Raw genomic sequence first — 15,419 nt, 5'->3', positions numbered from 1 at the left:
ACGATGAGGTTGCGTACGGTCTGGGGCCGCCCTTGCTTGCGAATATCGTCCTTGCCGGCGGCCCGTGCAAGCCGGCCCGGTTCCATAGTCACGTTTCGTTACAGATAATCCGAAAATATGAAAGCCGGGTTTTACGGATTCCCATCGACAGATTTTCGGTCTTGTGTAGACTTGCGCGTCCGGATCGAATCTGAGGTTTCACCTACCGAGGAGATTTCGTATGGCAATACAGGCGCATCTTGTTGAGCTTGAACGCAAGCACAAGATACTAGAAGAAGAACTGCATGAAGCGCTCGTGCACCTTTCCACAGACGACCTGCAAATTGCCGAACTAAAGCGACGAAAGTTGATGGTGAAGGACCAGATCGAGCGGTTGAGGCATACCGCCGAAGCCACGGTCCACTGATAAGCTCCAAGCCAGCCGCACAGAACGTGCCCTCCGCAGCAGGATGAGCGCCTATGCGCTCGTCCTCCGGGGAGCACGCGATACACCGGCCATGTCAGCCACATGGTCGGCGATGGCGAGCGACGACGTCAATCCCGGTGATTCGATCCCGAACAGGTTGATCAGACCGGCGACGCCGTGATCGGCTGGGCCTTGCATCAGAAAATCCTGCCGTGCCACCGCTGGCGGCACGATCTTCGGGCGGATGCCGGAATAACTCGGCATCAGCGCGCCGTCCGGCAGCGTTGGCCAGTATTTGCGGATCGCCGGATAGAATTTTTCCGCCCGCGCGGGGTCGACCGCGTAGTCGATGCTATCAACCCATTCGACGTCGGGCCCGAAGCGGGCCTGGCCGGCCATGTCGAGCGTGAGATGCACGCCGAGCCCGCCGGGCTCGGGCACGGGATAGATCAGGCGCGAGAACGGCGCCCGCGCGCTACAGCTAAAATAATTTCCCTTGGCAAGATAGGGCGGTGGGATCAGTGCGATCGGCATGCCCTCGATGCTGCGCGCAACCGCCGGCGCGCCCAGCCCGGCCGCATTGATCAGGAGGTCGCAGGCGAGCGACATCGGCGCTTCGCCGCCGGCTTCAAGCTCGATGTGGCCGGCGGTTGCCCTGGCGCGTTCCAGCGGGGTGTAAAAGGCAAACGCCGCGCCGGCCGCTTCGGCCTCGCCGCGCAACGTCAGCATGTAGGCATGGCTGTCCACAATGCCGGTGGAAGGCGACAGCAGCGCGGCGTCGCAATTCAGCGCCGGTTCCAGCGCGCGCGCCGCCTTGCCCGAAAGTGTCTGCATGTCGGCGACCCCGTTGGCCTCGGCGTGGGCGCGGATCGATTGCAGCTTTTCGGTTTCCGCCGGCGTGGTGGCGACGATCAGCTTGCCGCAATTGCGGTAGGGGATGCCGTGCTCGTCGCAGTAGCGATAGAGCGCCTGCTTGCCGGCCACGCACATCCGCGCCATCCAGCTTCCGGCCGGGTAGTAGATGCCGGCATGAATCACCTCGCTGTTGCGCGAGGAGGTCACCGTGCCGATGCCCTCGGCTTCCTCCAGCACGATTACTTCGCGCCCGGAGAGAGCCAGCCGCCGTGCAACCGCAAGGCCGATCACACCGGCCCCGACAACGACGCAATCCACTCTGTCCATCTGCATCCATCCGGATTCCGCCGAGCCCGGCGGGCCTTCGGCAGCGCTCGTCTATTGGTGTTCCGTTAACGGATGCCTTCGGTCAACCCGTTGGATTGGTTCGAAATATGCCTGCCGCTACCCCGCGTTAGTGAAGCATTAATCACGTCAGGGCAATTGCCGTTATTTAAGTCACATTTTTGGGTTGTATGGGTAGGCGTTTACCCGATCCAAACCCGTGGGAACAGACACTCCGGCGCGGAAATGCGCGGGTGACTGATGGCTGACAAGAACTGGCAGGCAGGCAGCAAGAATTTAATTCCTGCGGCAGCCGTCGTGTGCCTTGTCGCCATTGCGCTTCCGCATGGCGACGCCAAGGCCGCGTCCGGCGGTTTCGCTCCGGCAAGCTATGTCGGCTCGCTCGATCCCCACCTGATCTGGGAATTGCTGATCGGCGGCATCGTCGTGACCTCGTTCCTCGGCGCGATCGCGTTGTGGGTGGCTTCGTCGTTGCGCAAGGCCAAGCGATCGCAGTTCCGCCGCAACGCCTTCATCAGCTCCGCGCTGAACCACCTCAATCAGGGCGTCGTGATGACCGATCCGAAGGGGCGGATCGCGTTCTGCAACGATCGCTATCTCGAGATCTACGGCCTTACCCGCGCCGACGTTCCCACCGGCATGGACGCGCCGGCGCTGCTGGAGTTGCGCCGCCAGCGCGGCGTGCTTGATGTCAGCCCCGAGGATTTCTACGCCAGGGCGGCGACCCCCGAGGGCCTCGTGACCGAACTGCCCGACGGCCAGGCCGTCCTGGTCAGGTATTTTACCCTGCCGAACGGCGGCTCGATTGCGACGCACCTCGATTGCACGGACCAGCGCAAGCTCGCGCGCAAACTGTCGTCGACCACCCAGTTCCTGGAATCGGTGCTCGATAACGTGCCGGTCTGCGTCGCCGCCAAGAACATCGAGGACGGCCGCTACATCTTCGCCAACCGCGCCTTCGAGCGTTTTTCGCGCTTCTCACGCGATCACATTATCGGCAAGCGCGCCGAGGAGATTTTCAGTTCGGCTACCGCGGCGGCCATCGTCAAGGCCGACGAGGCGGCGTTGGCGGCGCCGGAAGGCTATCATCGCAACGAATTCCAGGTCGAGCGCGGTTCGCAGAAGCGCGTCCTCGCCTCCAACCGCGTGATCGCGCGCAACGAAAAGGGCGAGCCGGAATTCCTGATCGCGCTGTTCGACGACGTCACCGACCGCCGCTCGCTGTCGCGCGAACTGGAGAACACCAAGAAATTCCTCGAGCTCGTGGTCGACAATATCCCGGTCTCGCTGATCGTCGAGCGCGTCAGCGACGGCAAATACCTGCTTGCCAACCGCAGCGCCGAGACCATCCTCAACCGCCGCCGCGAGGACGCAACTGGCCTGACCGCCACCGACATCTTCAACCCGCGCGAGGCAAAACTGATCGTCGCGCGCGACGAGGCGGCGATCAAGAAACGCGGCCTGCTCACCGAAGAACATCCGATTTCGACCAAGGACGGCCTGCGGCTGTTCCTGACCCGCCGCATGACCGTGCTGGATGAAGCCGGCGAGCCGCAATACCTGATCAAGACCCACGAGGACGTCACCGACCGCCGCCAGACCGAATCGCGGATGGCGCATATGGCCTATCATGACGGCCTGACCGATCTTCCGAACCGCGCCGCCTTCCTACAGGCGCTGACCCAGATGATCGAGGCCTGCGCCGATACCGACGAGGAATTCGCGGTGCTCTGCCTCGATCTCGACGGGCTGAAGGAAATCAACGACGTGTTCGGCCATGCCATGGGCGACAAGCTGCTGATCGAGGTGTCGCGCCGCCTACAGGACTCCGCGCGCGGCGGCGTGGTGGCGCGGTTGTCCGGTGACGAGTTCGGCCTGATCATCGACGGCAAGCAGCCTGAGGCGGGCATTGAACTGGCGCGAAAGCTTGCCGTGGCGCTCGCGGAGGAATTCCAGATCGACGGCAAGTCGGTGCGCACCGGCTGCACCACCGGCATCTCGGTGTTCCCGCACAACGGTTCGGATGCGGCTTCGCTGCTTGCCAATGCAGGCGCCGCCCTGTTCCGCGCCAAGCAGAAATCGCGCGGCACCATCAGCGTATTCGAGCCGGAAATGGACCAGCAGATCCGCGACCGCCGCGTGCTGCACCAGGACCTCTCGGTCGCCATCAGGAACGGCGAACTGTCGCTGCACTACCAGCCGCAGGCGGCCTCCGGCCACACGGTTGCAACCAGCACAGTGATCGGCTTCGAGGCGCTGGCGCGCTGGATGCATCCGGTGCGCGGCTTCGTCTCGCCGGGCGATTTCATTCCGCTGGCGGAAGAGAGCGGCCTGATCGTCGAGATGGGCGAATGGATCCTTCGCGAAGCCTGCCGCGAAGCGGCCTCCTGGCCGGTGCCGATGCAGATCGCGGTCAACCTGTCGCCAGCGCAGTTCATGCATGGCGACGTGGTCAGCCTCGTGCACTCGATCCTGCTGGAAACCGGCCTGGCGCCGGGCCGGCTGGAGCTGGAAATCACCGAGGGCGTGCTGATCGAGGATTTTGACAGGGGTCTGGCGCTGTTGCGGCGGCTGAAGGCGCTCGGCGTGCGGATCTCGATGGACGATTTCGGCAGCGGCTATTCCTCGCTCAGCTATTTGCAGGCGTTCCCGTTCGACAAGATCAAGATCGACCGCGCGTTCGTCATCAATCTCGGCAAGAACCCGCAATCGGCGGCGATCGTCCGCGCCGTCATCGATCTCGGCCACGGCCTCGAAATGTCGATCGTCGCCGAGGGCGTCGAGACCGCCGAGCAGCTTGCCTTCCTGGCCCAGGAAGGCTGCGATGCCGTACAGGGCTATCTGCTCGGCAAGCCCGCGCCGATCGGACATTTTTCGGCGCTGATCGGCCGTAGCGTCATCAACGCCATGGAGCCCGCGCGCAAGACCGGTTAGATGTGGTGACGTTAGGTCACTTGCATCAGCGTTGCGTATGGCGGACTACGATCTTGCAATCCTCGGCGGCGGGCTGAACGGCGTCAGCATCGCGCGCGACGCTTCAGGACGCGGCCTTCGGGTGATCCTGCTGGAGCAGGGCGATCTTGGCTCCGGCGCATCCTCGGCCTCGCCAAGGCTGATCCATGGCGATCTGTCGGTGCTGGAACGGCGGGATTTTTTTCGCGTCCGTGCCGCGCTTTCCGAGCGCGACGTCTGGCTCAACATCGCGCCCCATCTGGTGCGGCCGATGCGCTTTGCGATTCCCGCCCATGCCGATGAGCGCCAGCCCTGGGTGCTGCGGGCGTGGCTTTTGCTTTACGATCGGATCGGTGCGCGACGGCGTCTGCCGGCTTCCGCCACCGTCGACGTTACCCATCATCCCGTCGGTGATGCCTTGAAGCGGCCGTTCGGAACCGCCTTCGAATATTCCGATTGTGTGGTCGATGATTCCCGCCTGGTCGTGCTCAATGCGGTGGATGCCGCCGAGCGCGGCGCCGATATCCGTACCGGCGCGCGCTGCGTCCGCGCCGACCGCAGCGACATCTGGCGCCTGGTCATGATCGACCGCGGCCATCGCAAGATCGTCACCGCCCGCGCGCTGGTGAACGCCACAGGCGCCTGGACCGCCTCGGTGGCCGACACCGTGCTGCGCGTGCCGGCGCCGCCGCTCGGCACCACCCAGATCGGCCAGATCGTGGTGCGCCGCCTGTTCGACAGCGACAATGTCTACGTGTTCCAGAACAACGACCGGCGGCTGATCTTCGCCAGTCCCTATGAGCGCGATTTCACGCTGATCGGCACGGTCGGCCATCCATTCCGTGGCGATCCGGCCATCGTCGCGATGGGCGCCGGCGACGTCGCCTATCTCTGCGACGCCGCCAACCGCTATTTTCGCGAGCGGGTCGAAACATCCGATGTGCTGAGGGTGGTATCGGGCGTGAACTCGGTGATGGGTGCGAGCGCGCGCGGCGCGCTGCGCGACGGATCGATGAGCTTTGATGCCAGACGCGGCAAGGCGCCTCTGTTGACGATCTTCGGCGGCGACATCACCACCGCCAGGCTACGCGCCGAGCGGGCGGTCACGAAGCTGACGGCGTTCTATCCGATGTTGCCGCGCTGGACCGCGAAGACGCCGCTGCCCGGCGGCGATTTCGACTGGGCCAAATTCGAGGACGAGGTCGATGAAGCCCGCGCCCGCTGGAAATTCCTCGGCGAGCACCAGGCCCGCCGCATGGTCGCCGCCTACGGCTCGCGGCTGGTTTCGATCCTGGGCGAGGCAAAAGAAAAATCCGATCTCGGCCCAGCCTTCGGCCCCGAGCTGACCGGCGCAGAAGTGTGCTACCTCATGGCAAAGGAATGGGCGCGCTTTCCCGACGATATCCTGTGGCGGCGCTCAAAGCTCGGGCTGACCATGCCCGCCGCGGACCGCGAAGCGCTCGCGGCGTTCATGGCGGCGGGCTCCTAGCGGGTCTTCGGCATCTCGCCGGGATCGCGAGCCGCATGGCGGATCGCGTGGATCACAATCTCATCTTCCGCCACTTCATAAAAGATGAGAAAGGGGTACGGCGCCGTGGTTAGTCGGCGGATCGTTGGATCGTCGGTGCGGGCTCCGATATAGGGATGACTCAGAAGTAGCCCAGCAACATGCTGGATGCGTCTCTGGACTCGCTGCGCTCCCTGAGGTGAAGCCGCTGCAATGTAGTCCAGGAGAGAGTTCAGGTCGGCAAGCGCCGGAAGGGTGTATCGGAGTTTCACAGGCCGTGTTTGGCCCATGTGGCGCGCACCTGCTCATCGGTTGCGAATTCACCTCGGGCGGCCGCCTCCCTGGAAGCTGCAATAGCTGCCCTCTCGTCATCAGACAGCGTAACGACAGGCGCGTCGTCGACGCCGGCAAGCTGAAGGACGACGCGGGCAATATCATCCTGAGCGTCTGCCGGGAGGTTCCGAGCGATTTCGACGGCTTGATCGAGCAGTTTGGTCATGCCTGGAATGATACGCCTTTCAAGGGGGGCGCGAAACCGGATTCTTCCAGCTATCGAACATCAGTGTTCAGCGTCTCACGTCTCCCGCGCGCCCTCGCGGAAATCGGTCGGCGTCGCGCCAAAACGGCGGCGGAAGACGCGGTTGAAATAGGAGATGTCGTTGAAGCCGCTGTTGTGCGCGATCTGCGCGATGGTCAGGTGAGCGTGGCGGGGATCGCGCAACAGGCGGCTGACGCGCGTCAGCCGCTCGCCGAGCACGAAATGGGTGAACGAGGTGCCTTCCTGCTCGAACAGCTTTCGCACATAACGCGCGGAGATGCCGTGGCGGCCGGCGACGATTTCCGACGACAGGTCGTTGCGGCCGAGCATGGCGACGATATCCGACTTCAGCGCGCGCAGCCGCGCGGCCTTGGCGCCCGTCCGCGCCATCTCGGCATGGTCGCCGCGCGCGCCGAGCGCCAGCGAAGCAAGGTCGAGGATGTGGGAGGAGGTCGAGCGCGCGACGTCAGCATCGGCAAGTTCATCGGCGGCCAGCACCGCGTCCAGATATTTGACCAATAGCCGCAGCGCCGCGTTGTGTTCCGGGATCGGTCGCCCGTAGGCGGCCGTGTAGTTCGGCGCAAGCTCGGCGATCGCGGGGCGCGCCAGCGCCAGCGTGATGAAGCTGCCCTGCGTATGCAGCGTGCTGACCGAGGGATCGCTGGCGGCCACCACGCTGGCGCTGCCCGGGCCATCGATCAGCTCCTGGCCGAATTGCGTGGCGGACGCGTTGCCGCTGCGCAGCAGGCTGATCGCGACGATGTCGCGGCCCTGCTTCAGCAGTTCCGGCGTGACGCGGTAATGCGCCGGCGAACGCGAGCCGGCTGCGATGCTGACATTGGGCAGCAGGTTGAAGGTTACGTCGGCGTGAAACGGCGCTTCGCCGATCGGCTCGATGTCGACATTGGCGATGCCGCGTCCATACACCTCGCGCCACATCGAAAGCCGCTTCTCGTCCGGGAACGTCCTGGTCGAGATGTGCACGCGCCGCTGTGATCCGATATCAAGCATCGGTACCCCGATCGAAAATTATTCTCGAAGAGGTAGTCGCATCCAGATCGGAACGCGTTCATGCCGCTGACATCTAATTTTCGGCGCCTGATAGTCGGGGACTTCCCGGCGCGAACCGGTTGAGCCGACGCCGATCCGCCGCTAGCTTGCGGCGGGATATGGGCCGAAGGGGATCATGGCCGAGGAAATACAGAAATCCGAACCGGAGTTGGAGCGCGCCGCGGAGCCTGCGAAGATCGAGCCGCCGGTCGTTGCCGCGTCATTGCCGATCAAGCTGGAGCCGGACATGCCGCTGCTGCGCATCGAGGCGGTGGCGAAAAAATTCGGCAATTTTCGCGCGGTCGACCACGTCTCGCTCGATGTGCGTGCCGGCGAGTTTTTTGCGCTGCTGGGCCCGAGCGGCTGTGGCAAGACCACGCTCCTGCGCATGCTCGCCGGCTTCGAGACGCCGGACGAGGGCCGCATCCTGCTTGGCGGCAAGGACATCGCCCACGTGCTGCCGCACGAGCGGCCCGTGAACATGATGTTCCAGAACTACGCGCTGTTTCCGCATCTGTCGGTGCGCGACAATATCGCCTTCGGCCTCAAGCGCGCCGGCATGGCGCGGGTCGACATCGAGACGCGCGTGGCGGAGATGATGGCGCTCGTCAGGCTCGAGGGCATGGAGAAGCGCAAGCCGGACCAGCTTTCCGGCGGACAGCGGCAGCGGGTGGCGTTGGCGCGCGCGCTGGCGCGGCGTCCGCAGGTGCTGCTGCTGGACGAGCCGCTGGCGGCGCTCGACAAGAAGCTGCGCGAGAGCACCCAGCGTGAGTTGATGGAATTGCAGCGCCGGCTCGGCATGACCTTCATCGTCGTCACCCACGACCAGGAGGAGGCGATGACGATGGCAAGCCGCATCGGCGTGATGGATGCCGGCCGGCTCGATCAGGTGGCGACCCCGCGCGATCTCTACGAGGCGCCTGCCTCGCGCTGGATCGCCGAGTTCGTCGGCGACATCAACCTGTTCGAGGGCCAGCCGGGTGCCGCCGAAGGGGGCCGCCTTGCGGTTTCGACGCGTGATGCCGGCACGCTCTACGTTACCGAACCGCGCAAGGCGCTGAAGGGCGCCGTGAGCGTCGCCATCCGGCCCGAAAAGGTAAAGTTGTCACGCCGCGCCCCGGCTGTGGACGAAGCGAATGCTTTCAATCGGCTGGAGGGCACCATCACGGATGTGAGCTACCTCGGCGGGCAGACCACCTACAAGGTCAAGCTCGACTCCGGCGCGACGGTAAGTTCGACGATGGCCAACACCACGCGGATCGTCGATGCCTATCTTGCCGGCCAGCGCGTGGTGGCCTGGTTCACATCGGACGATTGCCTGGTGCTGGATCAATGAGCGCGCGTCGTATCTTCGCTCGTCCGGCACGCTTTGCGGCGATCGCGCCTTACCTCTGGATGGTGCTGTTCTTCCTGGTGCCGTTCGGCTTCGTGCTGAAGATCGCGCTGTCGCAGACCGCGATCGCACAGCCGCCCTACGTGCCGGTGTTCGACTTCATGGGCGGCCGCGAGGCGATCACGGCGGCGCTCGAGCAATTGTCGTTCGACAATTTCAAGCTTTTGGTCTCGGATGATCTCTACATCCTGTCCTATTTGCGCAGCCTCACCGTCGCGCTGGTCTCGACCGCGATCCTGCTGTTGATCGGTTACCCCATCGCCTACGGCATGGCGCGGCTGCCGCAACGCTGGCAACCTGTCGCGATGATGCTGGTGATCGTGCCGTTCTGGACCTCGTTCCTGATCCGCATCTATGCCTGGATCAATATCCTTCAGCACGACGGTCTGCTCAACACCGTGCTGCTCAAGCTGCATCTCGTCTCGGCGCCGCTGGTGTGGCTCTCGACCGACAGCGCGATGTATATCGGCATCGTCTATTCCTATCTGCCGTTCATGATCCTGCCGCTCTATGCGACGCTGGCGAAGATGGATGTCTCGCTGCTGGAGGCCGCGGCCGATCTCGGCGCCTCGCCCCGGCAGGCCTTTTGGCAGGTGACCGTTCCGCTCTCGCTGCCGGGCGTCGGCGCCGGCGCGCTGCTGTGCTTCATCCCGATCGTCGGCGAGTTCGTGATCCCCGATCTGCTGGCGGGATCGGATGCCATGATGATCGGGCAGACGCTGTGGTTGGAATTCTTCACCAACAAGGATTGGCCGGTGGCTTCGGCCGTCGCCGTCGTGCTGCTGGTTCTCCTTGTCGCACCGCTCTTGCTGTACGAGCGGCTGCAGCACCGGCAATTGGAGGCGCGCTGATGGCCTCCCGCCGAATCAACCGGATCACGCGCTTCAACGTTACCGCACTCGCGCTCGGTTTTGCGTTCCTCTATCTGCCGATCGTCATCCTCGTCATCTATTCCTTCAACGACTCGCGGCTGGTGACGGTGTGGGGCGGCTGGTCGCTGCGCTGGTACCGTGAATTCTTCAACGACCGCGCCATGCTGGACGCGGCCTGGATGAGCCTGCGGGTCGCCGCGGTATCGGCGACGATCGCCACTATCCTGGGTACGCTCGCAGCCGTGGCGCTCACGCGCGGTGAACGTTTTGGAGGGCGCATGCTGTTCTCCGGTATGCTCTACGCTCCACTCGTGATGCCCGAAGTGATTTCCGGCCTGTCGCTGCTGCTCCTGTTCGTCGCCCTCGATGCCGGCCGCGGCTTCTGGACCGTCACCATCGCGCACACGACGCTCACCATGTGTTTCGTCACCGTGGTGGTGCAGTCGCGGCTCGGGCAGATCGACCGCAGCCTGGAAGAGGCGGCGATGGATCTCGGCTGCAATCCCGCGCAGGCGTTCCTGTCGGTGACGCTGCCGCTGATCATTCCGTCGATCGCCGCGGGTTGGATGCTCGCCTTCACGCTGTCGCTCGACGACGTCGTGATCGCAAGCTTCACCACCGGCCCCGGCTCGGCAACGCTGCCGATCCGAATATATTCCGAGGTGCGGCTGGGTGTAAAACCGGAGATCAACGCCATATGCACCATGGTGATCGCGCTGATTGCGATCGTGATCACGGCGGCGTCATTTGCCTCGCGGCTGTCGAGGGTGCAAGGCGAGAGTGCTGCGCCGCTGTAAACAAGAAGATGGGAGCTCGAGGAATGGCCGAACCGTCCGAATATGTGCCGCCGAAGGTCTGGACCTGGAACAAGGAAAGCGGCGGACGCTTTGCAAGTATCAATCGTCCTATCGCAGGCCCGGCGCACGAGAAGGAATTGCCGGTCGGCAAGCATCCGCTGCAACTTTATTCTCTGGCAACGCCGAACGGCGTGAAGGCGACCGTGATGCTGGAGGAACTGCTGGCAGCCGGCCACAAGGGCGCGGAATATGACGCCTGGCTGATCAAGATCGACGGCAACCAGTTCGGCAGCGGTTTTGTCGCGGTCAACCCGAACTCCAAGATTCCGGCACTGATGGATCGCAGCGGACCGAAGCCGATCCGGGTGTTCGAGTCGGGTGCGATCCTGGTGCATCTGGCCGAAAAGTTCGGCGCGTTCCTGCCGACCGAACCGGCGTCGCGCGCGGAGTGCCTGTCGTGGCTGTTCTGGCAGATGGGCTCCGCGCCGTTTCTCGGCGGCGGCTTTGGCCATTTCTATGCGTATGCACCGACCAAGATCGAATACGCCATCGACCGCTATGCGATGGAGGTGAAGCGCCAGCTCGACGTGCTCGACCGCCGCCTTGCGGAAAGCGAATATCTCGCCGGTCCCGACTATACCATCGCCGACATCGCGACGTGGCCCTGGTACGGCGGCCTCGCCAAGGGCGTGCTCTATGGCGCTGCCGAATTCCTTTCCGTGCACGAGTACAAGCACGTCAACCGCTGGGCCGATCAGATCGCCAAGCGTCCGGCGGTGCGGCGCGGCCGCATGGTCAACCGCATCTCGGGCGATCCCGCAAGCCAGTTGCACGAGCGGCATGATGCCAGCGACTTCGAGACGAAGACGCAGGACAAGCTCGACGAGGGCGCTGCGACCGTCACGATTTGACCGCGCCCGCCGTCAGGCCGCCGACCATGTAGCGGCGGAACGCGTAGTAGATTGCGGCTGGCGGCAGCGCGTAGATGAAGCCGGTGGTCATCAGCAGTTCCCACGGCGAATCGTCGGCGGCGAGGAAATTGCCGAGCGCGACGGGGAGGGTGATGTCGGTGTCCTTGGAGAGCAGCAGGAACGCGTAGAGATATTCGTTCCACGCGAGCAGGATGGCGTAGGTGCCGATCGCGACCAGCGACGGCATCATCAGCGGCACATAGACCAGGCGAAACAGTTGCAATGTCGTGGCGCCGTCCATGGTGGCGGCTTCATCGAGCTCGACCGGCAGCTTGTCGGAAGCCTGCTTGAGCACCCAGATCGCATAGGGCGAGGCGATCGTCACCATCGCGAGGATCAGCGACCAGTGATTGTTGAGCAGGCCGTAATTGCCCATGGTCCGGTACATCGGCACGGCGAGGAACGCGGCCGGAATGAAATAGGTGAGCAGCGCCAGATTCATCACCCAGCGGCCGCCGGGCACGCGCAACCGTGAGATCGCGAACGCGGCGGCAGTCGCGACAATCAGCGTCAGCGCGCCGGCGGCGAGCGCGATCACGGTCGAATTCCAGAACTGGATCCAGAAGTCGCGCAGGAAGTAATGCTGCTGGTAGAACACGATCTTGAAATTGTGCAGCGTCGGATGATCCGGCCAGAGCTTGCCGGCGAAGGCGTCCTGCTTGGGCGAGATCGCGAACAGGAACATGTGATAGATCGGAATCATCGTCCAGATGAACACCGGGATGCCGATCAGCAGCAGCTTTGTCTCATTGCCGACTTCGCGGAGTGTGGGCAGCTTCATCGCGACAACCGTTTCATCATGAAATAGACCAGCGGCAGCACCAGCGGCATCGCGCAGACGATCGAGGCCATCGCAAGGCTGAGCTGGTCGAGGCGGAGATAGCGGATGCCGAGCGTCGACAGCACATGGGTGAGGTCGGCCGGTCCGCCGCCGGTGAGCAGATAGACGCTGTTGAAGTCGCCGAGCGTCCAGATCATCGAGAGCAGCGTGCAGGTGACGTAGAGCGTCTTCATCGACGGCCAGGTGATGTAGCGGAATTTCTGCCACCACGATGCGCCGTCGACATCGGCGGCCTCATACATGTCGTGCGAGATCGCAAGACGCCCGGTCAGCAGGATCAGCGTCCAGAACGGCAGCGATTTCCAGATATGCACGCCGATCGCCATCGCGAGCGCGACGGCCGGATCGTTCAGCCAGTTCGGGCCGTCCTCGGCGGTGAGCCTGAAGATGATCTGGTTGACCATGCCCCATTCGGGATTGAGCATGAAGCGCACGGAAAGAATCGTCGGGATCGACGGCACCGCCCAGGGCAGGATGAACAGCACCGACAGCCATTTGATCCAGGTGCGCTGGTGCGCGAAGAAGCCGGACAGGAACAGCGCGATCAGCATCTTGATGTTGATGCCAACCACGAGGAAGATCAGCGTATTGACCGCGGCGCGCGCGAAGATCGGATCGTGGTAGAGCGCGACATAGCTGGCCGGATGCCGCGCCAGCCATAGCCCGTAGCCGACGGGATAGACCACGAAGGCCAGGAACACGAGGATGTAGGGCGCCAGCAGCACGATGCCCCAGACCTGCGGCGTGCTCAACCGCGACGACAGCGGTGCGTTAGGAATGTCGGATGCCGATAGTGTGATGGCCATGAACTACTCGTGCAGAGTGATGCCGGCTACAAATTATGCCGTCGTCCCTGCGAACGCAGGGACCCATAACCACCGGCTTTCGTTGTAGCGCGAAAGCCGTCGATCAGCATCTTTCAAAACGACCGCCGCGGCGTATGGGTCCCTGCTCCGTGCGCAACGGCGCACTCGGCAGGGACGACGGCCGAATAACGCCGCGGCAGCCAGCTTACTTACCTCTAACCCGCGACCTGCTTGATGCGGGCGATCAGCTCGTCGACGGCCTTGTCGACCGGAACCTTCTCGCTGACCACGCGGTTCATCGCCTTGGCCCAGACGTTCTCGTTATTCAGGATCGTGAACTTCCAGTTCTTGGTGAAATCGAACGGCGTGGTGCCGCCGGTGAACTGGGTGTAGACGGCCTTGCGATGGCGGTCGGCCTGCCAGAACGGGCTCTGCTGGCTGGCTGTCGTCACCGGGAACCAGCGGCCGAGCGCGCCCTCGACATAGGGACGCAGGTTCTCTTCCTGCATCAGGAACTTGATGAACTCCTTGCCTTCCGCCTTGTTCTTGGCGTTGGCGAACATCAGGCCGGTCTTGACGTCCGAGCGATACTGGATCTTGGAGCCGTCCGGCTTGTTCGGGAAGGAGGCGGTGATGATCGACTCCTCATAGGCCTTCTTGCCGGCGGCGCGCTGCTCGGGCGTCAGGTTCGGGTTGGTCGAATCCTCGAACCACTTCGCCGCGATCGAGATCGTGAAGTTGTGCGTCATCACGATCGTCTTGTTGTGGAAGGCGACGTTGTTGTCCGGATCCTTCCAGGTGGTGGAGGAGGGCGGTGAGCAGCCCTTGATATAGGTGTCGGTGTAGTCCTTCAGGGCGCCGATCAGTCCCTGGCGCACCTTGGGATCGTCGACCAGCAGCTTGCCGTCATCGTCGACCAGCTTGACGTTATAGGCGTCCATGAAGGTGTAGAACGACTGGAAGCTATCGGTGGATTCCACGCCCATCGGCTGGCCGACGCCATAAGCGCGCGAACCGGAGGCCTTGCGGTAGGCGGGCTGCACCTTGTCGCACCAGAACGACCAGTAGTCTTCCCACTTGGTCGGAATGTCGCTCTGCTTGAAGCCGGCCTGCTCGAGCAGGTCACCCCAGATCTGCACATGCATGCTCTGCTGCTTCAGCGGAAAGCCGTAATAGGCGCGCTTCTTGGCGACGTCGTTGTAGAGATTGACCGTCTCCAGCGTGTTCGGCGCAAACGCCGATTTCATCGGATTCATGATGTCGGAGAGGTCTTCGAGCTTGCCCTCGAACGCCCACTTGCCCTGCGCCTGCACGTCGTAGCTGTCGGAATAGGCGACATCGGGCACGGTGCCGGAATCGAGCGCAGCCACCGTCTTCGGAATCATGTCCTGGATGGCATATTGCGAGAGCTCGACCTTGATGCCGGTCTTGGCCTCGAACTTCTTGATCGTCTCAATCAGCGCGTCGTCTTCGGACCTGTAAAATCCCTTGGCGAACCAGACCGTGATCTTCTTTTCCTGCGCGACGACGGGCGCCGGCGTCGACAGTAGCCCGACCATCGCGACCGCACCTGACAGCGCTATCAATACCTTGGATGTCACGTTATTTTCTCCCTACGCTCTTGCCGGCTATAGCCGGTCAGGCACCAGCCTTTACCGAATGATAGGCAATCATTCCAGATGGTTTTAACTACATCTTGCGTATGATAACGCTCGCAAATTCGCCGATTTCTTTTGGTTGCGGATCATTTTTTGGCGACCGCCGCTCGCGAAGGCCGTGGGTTCGCGACCCGTTGGCGCACAATGACGGTGAGTGTGTGGCGGTGCTCTCGCGCGGCAAACACGATTATTCGTTCCCGCGGCATCATCTTGCCCGAGCTATTCAATCTTCATCGCGCCTCTGAAGCCAGAGGGCGCAGGGAATGCCGGGTGCACGCTGCACCCGCGGTCTCGTGTGCGATGCTTGCGCATTAAAGAAATGCACACGAGCATACAGGTGAGCGGAGGCAGTCCGACATCCCCTGCGCAATGGCTTTACGGCTTATATCGCGCTCTCCCTGGTGAGCGGGCTTGTTGTCACCATCGCC

General features: G+C 63.3%; 14 protein-coding genes. 7 read left to right on the top strand and 7 right to left on the bottom strand.

Annotated features, from left to right (window positions below; genetic code table 11):
* Window positions 1-220 precede the first annotated feature (220 nt).
* The gene (locus tag JQ628_RS14040; protein ID WP_212223180.1) at window positions 221-406 is read left to right on the top strand and encodes a YdcH family protein; all 186 of its coding nucleotides are present in this window, start codon (window positions 221-223) and stop codon (window positions 404-406) included.
* Between the two features lie 51 nt (window positions 407-457).
* On the opposite strand, the gene JQ628_RS14035 is transcribed toward JQ628_RS14040, so the two are convergent.
* On the bottom strand, window positions 458-1,588 hold the full coding sequence (locus tag JQ628_RS14035) for an NAD(P)/FAD-dependent oxidoreductase (RefSeq protein WP_212223179.1): 1,131 nt from the start codon (window positions 1,586-1,588) through the stop codon (window positions 458-460).
* Between the two features lie 258 nt (window positions 1,589-1,846).
* Here JQ628_RS14035 and JQ628_RS14030 point away from each other — a divergent pair, with 258 nt between their 5' ends.
* Together JQ628_RS14030 and JQ628_RS14025 are read left to right on the top strand one after the other, a co-directional pair.
* Window positions 1,847-4,540, top strand: coding sequence for a sensor domain-containing protein (locus JQ628_RS14030; RefSeq protein WP_212223178.1), 2,694 nt, complete (start codon window positions 1,847-1,849; stop codon window positions 4,538-4,540).
* Window positions 4,541-4,577: 37 nt separating this feature from the next.
* Window positions 4,578-6,047 (top strand): glycerol-3-phosphate dehydrogenase, encoded by a 1,470-nt coding sequence (locus JQ628_RS14025; RefSeq protein ID WP_212223177.1) that lies wholly within the window; start codon window positions 4,578-4,580, stop codon window positions 6,045-6,047.
* Here JQ628_RS14025 and JQ628_RS14020 read toward each other — a convergent pair.
* The 3 genes from JQ628_RS14020 to JQ628_RS14010 all read right to left on the bottom strand — a co-directional run bounded on the left by JQ628_RS14020 (window position 6,044) and on the right by JQ628_RS14010 (window position 7,614).
* Window positions 6,044-6,355 (bottom strand): type II toxin-antitoxin system RelE/ParE family toxin, encoded by a 312-nt coding sequence (locus JQ628_RS14020; RefSeq protein WP_249127889.1) that lies wholly within the window; start codon window positions 6,353-6,355, stop codon window positions 6,044-6,046. The two genes, JQ628_RS14025 and JQ628_RS14020, sit on opposite strands and share 4 nt — an antisense overlap.
* Window positions 6,334-6,564 carry a hypothetical protein gene (locus JQ628_RS14015; protein ID WP_212223176.1) on the bottom strand — a complete coding sequence of 77 codons (231 nt, stop codon included), beginning with the start codon at window positions 6,562-6,564 and terminating at the stop codon, window positions 6,334-6,336. The genes JQ628_RS14020 and JQ628_RS14015 overlap by 22 nt, the downstream gene beginning before the upstream one ends.
* A 75-nt stretch (window positions 6,565-6,639) precedes the next feature.
* Entirely contained in the window at window positions 6,640-7,614 is a 975-nt protein-coding gene (locus JQ628_RS14010) for an AraC family transcriptional regulator (protein WP_212223175.1), read from the bottom strand.
* A 175-nt stretch (window positions 7,615-7,789) separates the two neighbouring features.
* On the opposite strand from JQ628_RS14010, the gene JQ628_RS14005 reads away from it, so the two are divergent.
* From JQ628_RS14005 to yghU, 4 genes are read left to right on the top strand one after another with little or no spacing between them, the layout of a single operon-like run.
* On the top strand, window positions 7,790-8,989 hold the full coding sequence (locus tag JQ628_RS14005; protein WP_212223174.1) for an ABC transporter ATP-binding protein: 1,200 nt from the start codon (window positions 7,790-7,792) through the stop codon (window positions 8,987-8,989).
* The gene (locus JQ628_RS14000) at window positions 8,986-9,897 is read left to right on the top strand and encodes an ABC transporter permease (RefSeq protein WP_212223173.1); all 912 of its coding nucleotides are present in this window, start codon (window positions 8,986-8,988) and stop codon (window positions 9,895-9,897) included. The genes JQ628_RS14005 and JQ628_RS14000 overlap by 4 nt, the downstream gene beginning before the upstream one ends.
* Window positions 9,897-10,715, top strand: coding sequence for an ABC transporter permease (locus tag JQ628_RS13995; RefSeq protein WP_212223172.1), 819 nt, complete (start codon window positions 9,897-9,899; stop codon window positions 10,713-10,715). The genes JQ628_RS14000 and JQ628_RS13995 overlap by 1 nt, the downstream gene beginning before the upstream one ends.
* A gap of 23 nt (window positions 10,716-10,738) precedes the next feature.
* On the top strand, window positions 10,739-11,626 hold the full coding sequence (gene yghU, locus JQ628_RS13990) for a glutathione-dependent disulfide-bond oxidoreductase (RefSeq protein ID WP_212223171.1): 888 nt from the start codon (window positions 10,739-10,741) through the stop codon (window positions 11,624-11,626).
* Here yghU and JQ628_RS13985 read toward each other — a convergent pair.
* The 3 genes from JQ628_RS13985 to JQ628_RS13975 all read right to left on the bottom strand — a co-directional run bounded on the left by JQ628_RS13985 (window position 11,616) and on the right by JQ628_RS13975 (window position 14,934).
* On the bottom strand, window positions 11,616-12,467 hold the full coding sequence (locus JQ628_RS13985; RefSeq protein WP_212223170.1) for a carbohydrate ABC transporter permease: 852 nt from the start codon (window positions 12,465-12,467) through the stop codon (window positions 11,616-11,618). The genes yghU and JQ628_RS13985 overlap by 11 nt on opposite strands.
* Window positions 12,464-13,333 carry a carbohydrate ABC transporter permease gene (locus JQ628_RS13980; RefSeq protein WP_212223169.1) on the bottom strand — a complete coding sequence of 290 codons (870 nt, stop codon included), beginning with the start codon at window positions 13,331-13,333 and terminating at the stop codon, window positions 12,464-12,466. The genes JQ628_RS13985 and JQ628_RS13980 overlap by 4 nt, the downstream gene beginning before the upstream one ends.
* Window positions 13,334-13,548: 215 nt before the next feature.
* The gene (locus tag JQ628_RS13975) at window positions 13,549-14,934 is read right to left on the bottom strand and encodes an ABC transporter substrate-binding protein (protein WP_212223168.1); all 1,386 of its coding nucleotides are present in this window, start codon (window positions 14,932-14,934) and stop codon (window positions 13,549-13,551) included.
* Window positions 14,935-15,419: the final 485 nt, after the last annotated feature.

It is taken from the genome of Bradyrhizobium lablabi, assembly GCF_018129385.1.
Taxonomy (GTDB): domain Bacteria; phylum Pseudomonadota; class Alphaproteobacteria; order Rhizobiales; family Xanthobacteraceae; genus Bradyrhizobium; species Bradyrhizobium lablabi_C.
The sequence above is the reverse complement of the archived record's forward strand: the minus strand, read 5'-3'. Positions and strand labels throughout refer to the sequence as shown.